Source organism: Mammaliicoccus sp. Q-M61 (assembly GCF_022386055.1).
Taxonomy (GTDB): Bacteria; Bacillota; Bacilli; order Staphylococcales; family Staphylococcaceae; genus Mammaliicoccus; species Mammaliicoccus sciuri_A.
In genome coordinates, this window is record NZ_JAJNJL010000013.1 from 1 (window position 1) to 13,595 (window position 13,595).

The window sequence follows — 13,595 nt, forward strand, 5'->3', positions numbered from 1 at the left end:
CCCATGCCGAACACAGAAGTTAAGCTCTTTAGCGCCGATGGTAGTTGGGCTTACGTTCCGCGAGAGTAGGACGTTGCCGGGCAAATATTTATAAATGGATGCGATGAGCCGCACTCGAGACCTGTTAGGTCTCTTTTTTTTGCTTGAAAATTGTGAGAGGTGATATAACATGAAAAAGTATTTTGATGTGATGTTTAAAGTGAATAAGAACAATCTTGCAACTAAAAAAGCATTTATGCAAGCTATTATTGTTTTTATCATTTTAGCTGGAAGTGTATTACTTGGAAGATTCGATCTAGGACTAACTGCCTTACTAGGATCATTTAGTAATATCTACATTATTAATGGATCATATCCTTCACGAATTAGAAAAGTTATAGCAGTTTCTATAGTATTAAGTGTTTGTATCATGTTAGGAACGATTACAATAACGATTCCATTTTTATATGCATTAGTATTAGGACTCATAGGGATGATAGGTCATTTCGTTTTAAAAGCTTTTCAAATACCTGGACCTTCTTCTTTATTCTTTGTACTTACATATAGTGTAGCTTCTATTATGCCAATTATGCCTGAAGATTTCCTAAACAGAGGATTACTTGTATTATGTGGTGGTATTGTTAGTACAATTGTTGTAATAATTGATGCAATGTTTAATCATAAAAAACCGGAAGCAGAAAGTGTATCAAATATTTATAAAAATTTAGCATATTTAACTGAAAATTTTAGTGGGGAAAAATTTGATAATGCACGTAGTAATACTTTAAATGCGATACATCATGCAACAAATACTTTGACGACAGCTAATGCTTTTTGGAATAAAACGCATGGTTATAATAGAATGTTGCAGTTAAAAGGACGCAGTGAAGCTATATGGTCTGCTTGTTTAGAATTATCTTCTCAAGGTTATAAAGAGTTACCAATAGAAATAAGTGAAGCACTTACTTATATTCAGCTTAGAATTGCAGGAAATGAATCTGCTCAATATGTACCGATTAAATATGATGGAGAGAGCTCTTACATAAAGTCATTAGCTGAATTAATTAATGATACAGTCATTATTCTTAACGATAAGAATTTACAATTTGATAAACAAATTATTTATAGAAAACCGATGTACTCAAGAATTATTAAAGAAAATTTATCAAGAGATTCATTAGTTTTAATGTCTTCGATGCAATATGGAATTATATTATTTACTTCAGTTATTATTGCATTTGGTATGGGGTTTGAAAGAGCATATTGGATACCAATATCTTGTTGTTCTGTATTATTAGGTTCATCATCACTCTCTACAATCCAAAGAGCATTGCAAAGAACAGTAGGTACAATTACAGGTATGTTAGTCGCAATTTTAATTTTATCATTTGAGCCTAATACATGGACGATTGTCATACTAATGGCCATCTTGATGGGGACAGCTGAGTTATTAGTCGCATTTAATTATACAATTGCAGTCACATTCATCACGCCGAATGTTCTTTTAATGTCAGCAGCAATCACTCAACATTTCGATACATATTTAGTGATGCCAAGAATTGTTGATGTTGTAATTGGTTCAGTAATAGGTTTAATTGGTGTACTGATAGTAGGAAGAAATCAAGCATCTAAAAAATTACCTAAGACGATTAATAATACGTTAAAACTACAAGCAAGTTTGTTTCATGCAATATTTTCTTCTAATAAGTATCATCATAATATTGCAAAATCAAAAGTCATCACAGATTTGCACACTGAGATCATGAATACGAAGGCAATGTATCAAGCTGCGTTGAATGAAATGGATAACAAAGTTAAAAAGATTGAATATGTTTATCCGATTATATTTACAGTTGAACAATTAGCATTTACGTTAGAAAGAGCTTATGCACAAGGTAAGATTACGACGCTATCAGACCATGACTTAGGACTTTATTTAGCGACTTATGAGAATATTTGTAAGAAAGTGGTCTTTAATGCAGACTATGAAAAAATTGATTTACCAGAATTAAAAGAATATACAAGTATTAGAAATGAACTAATGAAATTACAAAGTTTAAGTCATAGCAAATAAAAAAAGACTTCGCGATGAAGTCTTTTTTTATTTGGTTAAACATTCTATTAAACTATTGATATGTGTTTTGGCATCTTCAATATTAATACCACCGAATCCGAGAACAAAGTGAGGTTTCTCATCAGTTTGTTTAAAGCGATAATGAGAGAGGGGTTTAATATCGATATTGCATGCTTCAATTCTTCTTATACATTCCTCTAAAGATAAACCATTATGAACATTTAATATAAAATGCATTCCCGTTAATTCCCCTGAAATCGAAAATGTTTCAGGATATTTTTTGAGTTGTTCGAGTATAATATCTCTTTTAGTTCGATATATTTTTCTCATGCGATTTAAATGTCTTTCGAAATGACCTTCATTCATAAATCTTGCTAACATGTATTGAGTATGTCTTGGTACGGTGCCACCTTCTATGTTTGTCTTTTTGTGATATAAAGCAATTAAATTTTTCGGAAGTACAGCATATGCTACACGCAACGAAGGCGAAATAGATTTAGAGAACGTACTAACATATATGACGCTATCTGAATGATCTAAACTTTGTAGTGCTGGTATCGGCCTTCCACTATATCTAAACTCTGAATCATAGTCATCTTCAATAATAAATCGATTGTCTTGTTCTGAAGCCCATTTGATGAGTTGTGTTCGTCGTTTTAAGTCCATAATGACACCAGTTGGAAATTGATGACTTGGTGTTATATACACAACATCACTATCCGTTTTGATAATTTGCTCTATATCAATCCCATTTTGCGTAACGGGGATAAAGTCAAATGGGATATGTTTTCTTTTTAATAAATCTCTCACTTGTTTGTATAATGGATCTTCTATCATATATTTAGACTCTGAAATGATATCCGTAATAATGGATAGTAACTGCTCTGTTGACGACCCAACGACAATTTGATCTGGAGAACAATTTACGCCACGACTATGAAAGACATAATAACTGATTTCTTTTCTTAAATTAAAATCACCTTGTTTATGGCCACTATCTAATAAATCTATTTGCTGTTCATCAAATGCTTCTTTAGCGTATTTTCTAAAAAGGTCGTTTGGGAAATGCGTTTTGTCTATTGCGCCTAGTTTAAAGCTATATTGATACTTTTGTTCTTCTATATAGTGAGCTTCAGGAATCTTGGATTTATAGGTTACCGGTAGATTAACGATGTCATTAATATAAAAGCCAGAACGATTTTTACTATAGATATAACCTTCATCGCAAAGTAGCTGATAAGCGTGTTCTATCGTTGTTTGACTAACTGATAAATAATGACTTAATTGCCTTTTTGAAGGTAATTTTTCGTTATACCTCATAACGTCGTTAATAATGTTTTTTTTAATATTTTCATATAGTTGTATGTATATAGGCGTATTAATCTTTCTATTGATGTCGAACATGAGCATTTCCATTTTATTCACCTCGAAAACTGACCACTAATTATTTGATAAATCTGACTCTTTTACCAGTTCAGAATTTAGTATAACCTACTAGTAAGCGATTTAAAAGGAGGAAGTTTTTCGATGTCAAAAATTACTGGTTCAGATAAAGTTAAAAGAGGTATGGCAGAAATGCAAAAAGGTGGCGTAATCATGGATGTGGTTAATGCCGAACAAGCTAAATTAGCTGAAGAAGCAGGTGCTGTTGCTGTAATGGCATTAGAACGCGTACCATCTGATATTAGAGCAGCTGGTGGGGTAGCAAGAATGGCTGACCCACGTATTGTAGAAGAAGTTATGAATGCTGTATCTATTCCTGTTATGGCTAAAGGTAGAATTGGTCATATTACAGAAGCATGCGTATTGGAATCAATGGGCGTTGATTATATTGATGAGTCAGAAGTGTTAACACCAGCTGATGAAGAATATCATTTGAAAAAAGATGAATTTACAGTGCCATTTGTTTGTGGTTGCCGTAATTTAGGTGAGGCTGCACGTAGAATTGGTGAAGGTGCTGCAATGTTACGTACGAAAGGTGAACCAGGAACTGGTAATATAGTTGAAGCAGTTCGTCATATGAGACAAGTGAACGCAGAAGTGCGTAAATTAGTTGTGATGAGTGACGACGAAATTATGACTGAAGCTAAAAATATTGGTGCACCATATGAAGTATTAAAAGAAATTAAAGATTTAGGTCGTTTACCAGTTGTAAACTTTGCAGCAGGTGGGGTAGCAACGCCAGCTGATGCTGCGTTAATGATGGAATTAGGTGCTGATGGTGTATTCGTTGGATCTGGTATTTTCAAATCTGAAGCTCCAGAAAAATTTGCTAAAGCAATTGTTCAAGCAACTACACATTATCAAGATTATAAATTAATTGCTGAATTGTCTAAAGAATTAGGACCAGCTATGAAAGGTTTAGACATCAATCAATTATCATTAGAAGAACGTATGCAAGAGCGTGGATGGTAATATGAAGATAGGTGTCCTAGGTTTACAAGGTGCTGTAAGAGAACATATAAAGCATATTGAAAAAGCTGGCCATGAAGGTATTACAATTAAGCATGTAGAGCAATTAGATGAAATTGATGGTTTAGTCTTACCTGGTGGAGAATCAACGACTATGCGTCGTTTAATGGATTTATACGGCTTTACTGAAGCACTTAGAAATAGTTCATTACCTATGTATGGAACTTGTGCTGGGTTAATACTTTTAGCGAAAGAAGTAGTAGGCCAAGAAAGTCATTTAAATAAATTGGATGTTGTTGTTGAGAGAAATTCATTTGGTAGACAAGTAGATAGCTTTGAACAAGATTTAGATGTTAAAGGTATTGAAGAAGCGGTTAATGCCGTATTTATACGTGCACCTCACATACAATCAGCTCATGAAGGTGTTGAGGTATTATCTAAGGTTGAAGATAGAATTGTAGCTGTAAGACAAAATCAATACTTAGGTATTTCATTCCATCCGGAACTTACTGAAGACTACAAAATAATGGCGTATTTCATTGAAGAAATCGTAAAACAATACCAAACAGAGCAAGTATAACAAACAAAAAAGCAGTCTACAGAACGATTATTGTTCTGTAGACTGCTTCTATTTATTATAAGAAAAATCCTGCGATTGTAGCTGATAAGAATGATACTAATGTTGCACCGTATAATAATTTAATACCGAAACGTGCGACATTATCCCCTTGTTTATCATTTAATGATTTAACAGCACCCGCGATGATACCAATAGAACCAAAGTTTGCGAATGAAACTAAGAATACTGAAATGATACCATTTGCTCTTTCTGAAATATCTGCATCAGGTAGAATACCCATCGCAACAAATTCATTTGAAAGAACTTTAGTAGCCATAATACTACCTGATTGTACTGCATCTGCCCAAGGAACCCCTGTTAAGAAGGCAAATGGTGCAAATACAAATCCGATTAATGTTTGGAAGTCCCATGATACTGAACCGCCAGAAACGAAACTTAAAATGTTAGATGTAACACCATTTAATAGTCCGATTAATGCAACATAACCGATTAACATTGCTGCTACGATAACGGCAACTTTGAAACCATCTAAAATATATTCACCTAACATTTCGAAGAATGATTGTTTTTCTTCTGATTCTTGAATCATGATGTCGTCTTCTTTTGGATCTACTGTATATGGATTAATAATGGATGCCATAATAAATCCACCAAATAAGTTTAATACGATAGCTGTTACAACGTATCTCGGTTCAACCATCGTAAAATATGCACCAACGATTGATGCAGATATTGTAGACATAGCTGAAGCTGTTAATGTATACATACGATGTTTAGGAATTAATGGAAGTTGTTTTTTGATAGAAATAAACACTTCTGATTGACCTAAAATTGCAGATGCGACCGCATTATATGATTCTAATTTACCCATACCATTAACTTTAGAAATAATTAAACCTAAATATTTAATGATAAGAGGTAAGATTTTAAGATATTGTAAAATACCGATAAGTGCTGATACAAACACAATTGGCATTAATACGTTAAGGAAATAAACTGAAACAGGCTTATCTGTCTTAGGATCGATATTTGCAATACCTGCAAATACGAAGTTTATCCCTTCCATAGCTTTTGCTATGATGTAACCAAAACCACTTGAAATACCACCTATGATAGTTAATCCACCTGTTGTTTTTAATAATAAGAAAGCAAATATAAACTGGATTACGATCATTAATCCTATATACTGCCATCTAACACGCATTTTATCAGAGCTTACTAACCATGCTAGAAATAGGAATAATAAGATACCGATAATCCCGATAATATAATGCATAATTGACACACCTTTCCCTTCGTTTATACTCAATCATAACCTACCTTATATGATAACTTATTTCTTTTGAAAGCGGTATAAAATTTTAAAAATTTTTAAAGAAACAAATTAATTGAAATAATAAACAACAGAACATATAATATAGTCAAAGAAGGTCAAAAGAGGTGATGAATTAATGCACAACATGTCGGATATCATTGAGCAATACTTAAAGCAATTGCTAGAGGAGGCTCAAGGAGATGTCGTTGAAATTAAACGTGCACATATTGCTGAAAAGTTTGATTGTGTACCTTCCCAATTAAACTATGTTATAAAAACAAGATTTACAAATGAGCACGGATACGCTATCGAAAGTAAAAGAGGCGGCGGTGGTTACATTCGTATTTCAAAAGTTGAAACGAATAGTCAATCAGCATTCATTAGACATCTAATTGAATTGACAGGTGATCAAATCTCACAAGCAAATGCATTTAGAATTGTGGATGGTTTGTATGAAAATGACTTAATTACAGATAGAGAGAAAAAAATGATTGTTCAAACGCTTCATAGAGATACATTGCAAATAGAAATACCATATAGAGATATTATTCGAGCAAATATATTGAAACGTATACTTGCCGTCATACATTATAGTTAAAAAGGAGTGACAGTATGCTTTGTGAAATTTGTGGTAAAGAAGAAGCAACAATTCAATTAACATCAACAGGTAAGAAACATAAAACAGAACAATGGATATGTAAAAACTGTGCTTCAGAACATTTTTATTTCCAAGATGATCATATGAGTGATCAAAATTTGGACCAAGAATTTGTTGTGAACCAATTTCTACAATATTTAGTAGGTAAACATGGTATTAACTTTAAACAAGTTCAACCACAAGAAGAAAAGCACTGTCCTACTTGTGGCATGACTTTAACAGATATTGCTAAAGTTGGTAAGTTTGGTTGTCATGACTGCTATGAAACTTTTAAAGATGATGTACCGCAAATTATTAGAAGAGTTCAAGCGGGCAGTGGGGAGCATACAGGTAAAATACCTGTATCTTCAAGAAGTAAAATACAACTCAAACAACAAATTGCTGAGAAAGAAAAAATACTCCAAGGCTTAATTGAAGAGCAAGCCTTTGAAGATGCAGCAGTTGTAAGAGATGAAATAAAAGCATTGAAAGCAGAAGGTGAGGTCGAGTAAATGGAAGAGCATATGAATGAACATATTAGCGATTGGATGAAAGAAACAGAAGACACGCCAATTGTCATGAGTTCTAGAATAAGACTTGCACGAAACCTTCAAGACGAAGTTCATCCGCTCAAATATGAAGAAGATGACGAAACAGGCAACAAAGTAATAGAAAAAGTGAGTAAAGCATTATCAGAATTGAAATTGACGAAGTTATCAGATTTAAGTGAACTAGATCAAAATAAACTCGTGTTCAAACACCTTATTAGCCCAGCTCTGACAAAACAGAAATTTGGTGCAGTATTATTAAATGAAGATGAATCAACAAGTGTTATGATCAACGAAGAAGATCACGTTAGAATACAAGTTATGGGCCATAATCTCGTGCTAAACGAGTTGTATGAAACAGCATCTAAATTAGATGATGAGCTTGATAAACATCTAACGATTTCTTATGATGAACAACATGGATTTTTAACGACTTGTCCAACGAACATTGGAACAGGGTTAAGAGCGAGTGTTATGTTGCACTTACCTGGCTTAAGCATCATGAAACGTATGAAACGAATTGGACAAGCTATCAATAGATTCGGATATACTATTCGAGGTATTTATGGTGAAGGTACAGGTGCACTTGGTCATGTGTATCAAATATCCAATCAATTAACACTTGGTAAGACTGAAGAAGAAATCATTGAAGATTTAACACAAATTGTTGAACAAATCATTAGTGAAGAAGAACAAATTAGACAAAGACTTGATCGCTTTAATCATATGGAAACAAAAGACAGAGTTCATCGTGCGAAAGGTATATTGAAATCTGCACAATTAATATCTGTTGAAGAAGCTTCATTAAGATTAAGTGAAATGAAACTGGGTATAGATTTAGGACATATCGAGAGTAATAACTTTAATTTTGATAATTTAATGGTTACAATACAAACACCATTCTTTGAAGGTAATGACTCGGAACAATCTGTAGATGAACAAAGAGCAACCTTTTTAAGAGAACATATATAAAATAGGAGGTTAGTTTATGCTATTTGGTAGATTAACAGAACGTGCGCAACGTGTATTAGCGCATGCACAAGAAGAAGCAATGAGATTGAATCATTCAAATATAGGTACGGAACATTTATTATTAGGTTTAATGAAAGAACCTGAAGGCATAGCAGCTAAAGTGCTAGATGCTTTCGGTATTACTGAAGAAAAAGTAACTAAAGAAGTTGAAAACTTAATTGGCCAAGGTCAAGAACAAGTTGGTGCGATTCATTACACACCAAGAGCTAAGAAAGTAATTGAACTTTCAATGGATGAAGCAAGAAAGTTAAACCATACATTTGTTGGAACAGAACATCTATTATTAGGATTAATTCGTGAGAACGAAGGTGTAGCAGCGCGTGTATTTGCTAATTTAGATTTAAATATCACTAAAGCAAGAGCACAAGTTGTTAAATCATTAGGCAGTCCAGAGCAAGGTTCAAAAAATGCTCAAACGACTAAAAATCAAGCAACACCAACTTTAGATGGATTAGCAAGAGACTTAACAGTCATTGCGCAAGATGGTACTTTAGATCCAGTAGTTGGTCGTTCAGATGAAATTACACGTGTCATTGAAGTGTTAAGTAGAAGAACTAAAAACAATCCAGTATTAATCGGTGAACCAGGTGTTGGTAAAACGGCTATCGTTGAAGGCTTAGCACAAGCAATCGTACAAAACGAAGTGCCAGAAACATTAAAAGGTAAACGCGTTATGTCATTAGACATGGGTACTGTTGTAGCAGGTACTAAATATCGTGGTGAATTTGAAGAAAGACTTAAAAAAGTAATGGAAGAAATTCATCAAGCTGGCAATATCGTGTTATTCATCGATGAGTTACACACACTGATTGGTGCAGGTGGAGCAGAAGGTGCTATCGATGCATCAAACATCTTGAAACCAGCATTAGCTCGTGGTGAACTACAATGTATCGGTGCAACTACATTAGATGAATACCGTAAATATATTGAAAAAGATGCTGCATTAGAACGTCGTTTCCAACCTGTAACAGTTGATGAACCAAATACTGAAGATTCAATTGCGATTTTAAAAGGTTTGAGAGATCGTTACGAAGCACATCACCGTATTAATATTTCAGATGAAGCGATTGAAGCGGCCGTTAATATGAGTGACCGTTACATTTCAGATAGATTCCTACCTGATAAAGCAATCGACTTAATCGATGAAGCAAGTTCTAAAGTAAGACTTAGAAACTATACAACACCTCCAAGTCTGAAAGAACTTGAATCAGAATTAGAAACAGTTAAGAAAGAAAAAGATGCTGCTGTACATTCTCAAGAGTTTGAAAATGCAGCTAATTTAAGAGATAAACAAACTAAACTTGAAAAACAATTAGAAGATACTAAAAACGAATGGAAAAAAGCACAAGGTGAGAAAAACACTTGTGTAACTGCTGAAGATATCGCAGTCGTTGTCGCAAATTGGACAGGTATTCCAATTACGAAATTAAACGAAACTGAGTCAGAACGATTACTAAACTTAGAAACTATCTTACATGAACGTGTAATCGGTCAAAACGATGCAGTTAAATCTATTTCTAAAGCAGTAAGACGTGCCCGTGCTGGTCTTAAAGATCCTAAGAGACCAATTGGTAGCTTTATATTCTTAGGACCAACAGGTGTTGGTAAAACTGAACTTGCACGTACATTAGCTGATGCAATGTTCGGTGAAGAAGATGCTATGATTAGAGTCGACATGAGTGAGTTTATGGAGAAACACTCTGTCAGTCGTTTAGTAGGTTCTCCTCCAGGTTATGTAGGTCATGATGATGGTGGACAATTAACTGAAAATGTAAGACGTAAACCATATTCAGTTATCCTATTTGACGAAATTGAAAAAGCACATCCAGATGTATTTAATATCTTGTTACAAGTGTTAGATGATGGACACTTAACAGATTCTAAAGGTCGTAAAGTAGACTTTAGAAACACTGTTATTATCATGACATCAAACGTTGGTGCACAAGAATTACAAAATGCTAAATTTGTTGGATTCGGTGCTAAAGAAAGTGGACCGGATTACGAAACTATCAGAAAAACAATGATGGATGAATTAAAACAACAATTCAGACCAGAATTCTTAAACCGTGTAGATGATATTATCGTCTTCCACAAACTTGAAAAAACACATCTTAAAGAAATTGTGAATAAAATGGCTGGTAACTTAACGAAACGATTATCAGAACAAGGCATTCACATTACGCTTTCAGATTCAGCACAAGAAAAAATTGCTGATGAAGGATTCGATCCAGAATATGGTGCAAGACCATTAACACGTGCTATTCAAAAACACGTAGAAGATAATTTAAGTGAATTAATCTTATCTGGACAAGATTTAGTAGGTAAAGATGTCATTGTAGATTACAGAGATGATGAATTTAAATTTGATTTATCAGATCATAAAGAAGCAGAAGAAACTTCAAAAGCTTAAAAATCAACAATGTTAATTTAATATTATAAAGAGTCCGCAAGCTATTTATCATAATAGTTTGCGGGCTTTTATATTGATTTTAAAGTATATTAATTTGTTTTTAATGTCAGTCAAGTTTAAAATATAACTATTCAATTAATACGGAGGTAACATGAATGGCCAAAAAGAAAGTAATATTTGAGTGTTTAGCCTGCGGATATCAATCTCCAAAATGGATGGGGAAATGCCCAAATTGTGGTGCATGGAACCAAATGGAAGAATCAATAGAACATAAAGAAACTAAAGGTCCTAAAAATACATTCAAGTCAGATGTACCCGCACAAAAAATAGAAAAATTAAAAGACGTTAAAGAAGAAGATACACCTAGAATTAAGACAAAAATCAATGAATTTAATCGCGTATTAGGCGGTGGTGTTGTAGAAGGTTCGCTTGTACTCATTGGTGGTGACCCTGGTATTGGTAAATCCACATTGTTATTACAAATTTGTGCGGCTTTATCTCAACAAAAAAATGTCTTATATGTTTCAGGTGAAGAATCTGTAAGACAAACGAAATTAAGAGCTGAAAGATTAGTTGAAGATTCAGGAGAATTAAATGTTTATGCTGAAACGAATTTAGAGATTATACATAGTATGGTTCAAAAAGAAAAACCAGATGTATTAGTAATAGATTCCATTCAAACTGTCTTCCACCCTGAAGTTACGTCTGCGCCAGGTTCTGTTTCTCAAGTTAGAGAATGTACACAAAATTTAATGCATATCGCAAAACAAATGAATATTGCTACATTTATTGTTGGACACGTAACGAAAGATGGACAAATTGCTGGTCCACGTTTGTTAGAACATATGGTTGATACAGTATTGTATTTTGAAGGCGATACACATCATGCATACAGAATATTAAGAGCAGTTAAAAACCGTTTTGGTTCGACAAATGAAATGGGTATTTTTGAAATGAAGCAAACGGGTCTTAATGAAGTTAAAAACCCGTCTGAAATGTTCTTAGAAGAAAGAACGAAACATGTATCGGGTTCAACTATTGTGGCAACTATGGAAGGTACGAGACCTATTTTAGTTGAAGTACAAGCTTTAGTAACGCCAACGACTTTTCATAATCCACGAAGAATGGCAACAGGTATTGATCACAATAGATTAAGCTTATTGATGGCTGTATTAGAGAAGAAAGAGAATTTCTTATTACAACAACAAGACGCATATATCAAAATTGCCGGTGGTGTAAAATTGAGTGAACCCGCAGTAGATTTAAGTATTGTTATCGCGATAGCTTCAAGTTTCCAAGATAAACCTACTAAAGGTGATGATTGTTTCGTAGGTGAGGTAGGCTTAACAGGTGAAGTAAGAAGGGTTGCTAGAATTGATCAACGTGTACAAGAAGCGGCTAAATTAGGGTTTAAACGTATTATCATACCTAAAAATAATATTAAAGGTTTAGAATTCCCTGAAGGTACAGAAGTTATTGGCGTATCAACAACAAGAGAAGCATTGAAAATTGCTTTTAATGCATAATTAACCATTAGGAGGTTAACGTATGAAAATTTTAAAAGGACTAATCATACTGTGTTATTTAGTCATAGGTTCCTCACTAGGCATTATGGTGATTCCAGAACTGATTAATGCGTTTAGTATCCAACCCGAACAAGTACTGACAAATCCATATATCGATGGTCTTATAGGTGCAGTTGTTATTTTCCTATTGTTTGGTTTTTTGATTGATAAGATTGTAGACATGGCTGATCAAGGAGAAAAATATTTATTAAAAAGGAGTATTCTTGAAATATTCTTCGCCACAGTTGGTGTCATGATAGGCTTAATGATCGCGGTTATGGTTTCGTTTATATTAGAAATGATCGGTGCACCAGTTCTGAAACATATTTTACCTATTATTATTGCTGCTTTTTTATGTTATCTAGGCTTTCAGATTGGTTTGCAAAAGCGAGAAGAAATTTTACGATTATTTCCTGAAAGTATATCTAATTCTTTAACGAGACAAACAACTTCGAAATACGCCAAAATTTTAGATACAAGTGCTATTATTGACGGAAGAATATTAGACGTCGTGAAGTGTCATTTTATAGATGGAGAAATCCTCGTACCTCAAGGCGTTATTGAAGAGTTACAAGTCATTGCGGATGCTAAAGACAGTGTTAAACGTGATAAAGGACAACGTGGGTTAGATATATTAAATGAATTGAAGAAAACAGATTTCTCGATTTCAATTATTGAACCAACGTCTACACATAAAGATGTAGATGCACTCTTAATCAATTTAGCTAAGCGATATCAAGCAAGTATTATTACAACAGATTATAATTTGAATAAAGTATGTGCAGTTCAAGGTATAAAAGTTCTAAATGTAAATGATTTATCAGAAGCGATTAAACCAGTACTACACCAAGGGGATATTTTCGATTTATTAATTACGAAAATAGGTAAAGAAGATGATCAAGGTGTTGGTTATCTTGATGATGGTACAATGGTCGTCATTGAAAAAGGGCGAGAATATATAGGAAAGACAATTCCTGTTGAAGTGATGAGCTTACTACAAACTTCCTCTGGTAGAATTATATTTGCGAAGAAGGTGTCATAAA

Annotated in this window: 11 protein-coding genes and 1 rRNA gene; 10 read left to right on the forward strand and 2 right to left on the reverse strand. The window is 33.7% G+C overall.

The features are described from left to right. Positions 1-82 (forward strand): 5S ribosomal RNA (rrf, locus tag LQ677_RS14870); the annotation flags it as partial. An 87-nt stretch (positions 83-169) separates the two neighbouring features. Beyond that, positions 170-2,053: an FUSC family protein gene (locus LQ677_RS13350; protein WP_239749025.1), complete on the forward strand. Its 1,884-nt coding sequence runs from the start codon at positions 170-172 to the stop codon at positions 2,051-2,053. A 27-nt stretch (positions 2,054-2,080) separates the two neighbouring features. Here LQ677_RS13350 and pdxR read toward each other — a convergent pair whose 3' ends face one another. Continuing rightward, the gene (gene pdxR, locus LQ677_RS13355) at positions 2,081-3,469 is read right to left on the reverse strand and encodes a MocR-like pyridoxine biosynthesis transcription factor PdxR (RefSeq protein ID WP_051575458.1); all 1,389 of its coding nucleotides are present in this window, start codon (positions 3,467-3,469) and stop codon (positions 2,081-2,083) included. 111 nt (positions 3,470-3,580) lie between these two features. Here pdxR and pdxS point away from each other — a divergent pair, with 111 nt between their 5' ends. Beyond that, positions 3,581-4,468 (forward strand): pyridoxal 5'-phosphate synthase lyase subunit PdxS, encoded by an 888-nt coding sequence (gene pdxS / locus LQ677_RS13360; RefSeq protein ID WP_239749026.1) that lies wholly within the window; start codon positions 3,581-3,583, stop codon positions 4,466-4,468. A gap of 1 nt (position 4,469) precedes the next feature. Further along, on the forward strand, positions 4,470-5,045 hold the full coding sequence (gene pdxT / locus LQ677_RS13365) for a pyridoxal 5'-phosphate synthase glutaminase subunit PdxT (protein WP_037589905.1): 576 nt from the start codon (positions 4,470-4,472) through the stop codon (positions 5,043-5,045). A 55-nt stretch (positions 5,046-5,100) separates the two neighbouring features. On the opposite strand, the gene LQ677_RS13370 is transcribed toward pdxT, so the two are convergent. Beyond that, positions 5,101-6,321 (reverse strand): NupC/NupG family nucleoside CNT transporter, encoded by a 1,221-nt coding sequence (locus LQ677_RS13370; RefSeq protein WP_037589906.1) that lies wholly within the window; start codon positions 6,319-6,321, stop codon positions 5,101-5,103. A 175-nt stretch (positions 6,322-6,496) separates the two neighbouring features. Between LQ677_RS13370 and LQ677_RS13375 the strand changes: the two genes are divergently transcribed. The 6 genes from LQ677_RS13375 to LQ677_RS13400 all read left to right on the forward strand — a co-directional run bounded on the left by LQ677_RS13375 (position 6,497) and on the right by LQ677_RS13400 (position 13,594). Next, positions 6,497-6,958 (forward strand): CtsR family transcriptional regulator, encoded by a 462-nt coding sequence (locus LQ677_RS13375; protein WP_025904841.1) that lies wholly within the window; start codon positions 6,497-6,499, stop codon positions 6,956-6,958. A gap of 14 nt (positions 6,959-6,972) precedes the next feature. Then, positions 6,973-7,509 (forward strand): UvrB/UvrC motif-containing protein, encoded by a 537-nt coding sequence (locus LQ677_RS13380; RefSeq protein ID WP_025904842.1) that lies wholly within the window; start codon positions 6,973-6,975, stop codon positions 7,507-7,509. Further along, positions 7,510-8,517, forward strand: a complete 1,008-nt coding sequence (locus LQ677_RS13385; protein ID WP_025904843.1) for a protein arginine kinase — start codon at positions 7,510-7,512, stop codon at positions 8,515-8,517. A gap of 16 nt (positions 8,518-8,533) precedes the next feature. After that, positions 8,534-10,987 (forward strand): ATP-dependent Clp protease ATP-binding subunit, encoded by a 2,454-nt coding sequence (locus LQ677_RS13390; protein WP_037589909.1) that lies wholly within the window; start codon positions 8,534-8,536, stop codon positions 10,985-10,987. Positions 10,988-11,142: 155 nt separating this feature from the next. Continuing rightward, on the forward strand, positions 11,143-12,513 hold the full coding sequence (gene radA, locus LQ677_RS13395; RefSeq protein WP_025904845.1) for a DNA repair protein RadA: 1,371 nt from the start codon (positions 11,143-11,145) through the stop codon (positions 12,511-12,513). A 22-nt stretch (positions 12,514-12,535) separates the two neighbouring features. Further along, on the forward strand, positions 12,536-13,594 hold the full coding sequence (locus LQ677_RS13400; protein WP_037589912.1) for a PIN/TRAM domain-containing protein: 1,059 nt from the start codon (positions 12,536-12,538) through the stop codon (positions 13,592-13,594). Position 13,595 lies beyond the last annotated feature (1 nt).

Excerpts from the sequence above, each read along its gene's own strand:
- LQ677_RS13390 (WP_037589909.1), top strand. The coding sequence starts at position 8,534 with ATGCTATTTGGTAGATTAACAGAACGTGCGCAACGTGTATTAGCGCAT.
- pdxS (WP_239749026.1), top strand. The coding sequence starts at position 3,581 with ATGTCAAAAATTACTGGTTCAGATAAAGTTAAAAGAGGTATGGCAGAA.
- pdxR (WP_051575458.1), bottom strand. The coding sequence starts at position 3,469 with ATGGAAATGCTCATGTTCGACATCAATAGAAAGATTAATACGCCTATA.
- LQ677_RS13350 (WP_239749025.1), top strand. The coding sequence starts at position 170 with ATGAAAAAGTATTTTGATGTGATGTTTAAAGTGAATAAGAACAATCTT.
- LQ677_RS13370 (WP_037589906.1), bottom strand. The coding sequence starts at position 6,321 with ATGCATTATATTATCGGGATTATCGGTATCTTATTATTCCTATTTCTA.
- radA (WP_025904845.1), top strand. The coding sequence starts at position 11,143 with ATGGCCAAAAAGAAAGTAATATTTGAGTGTTTAGCCTGCGGATATCAA.
- LQ677_RS13375 (WP_025904841.1), top strand. The coding sequence starts at position 6,497 with ATGCACAACATGTCGGATATCATTGAGCAATACTTAAAGCAATTGCTA.
- LQ677_RS13380 (WP_025904842.1), top strand. The coding sequence starts at position 6,973 with ATGCTTTGTGAAATTTGTGGTAAAGAAGAAGCAACAATTCAATTAACA.
- pdxT (WP_037589905.1), top strand. The coding sequence starts at position 4,470 with ATGAAGATAGGTGTCCTAGGTTTACAAGGTGCTGTAAGAGAACATATA.
- LQ677_RS13385 (WP_025904843.1), top strand. The coding sequence starts at position 7,510 with ATGGAAGAGCATATGAATGAACATATTAGCGATTGGATGAAAGAAACA.
- LQ677_RS13400 (WP_037589912.1), top strand. The coding sequence starts at position 12,536 with ATGAAAATTTTAAAAGGACTAATCATACTGTGTTATTTAGTCATAGGT.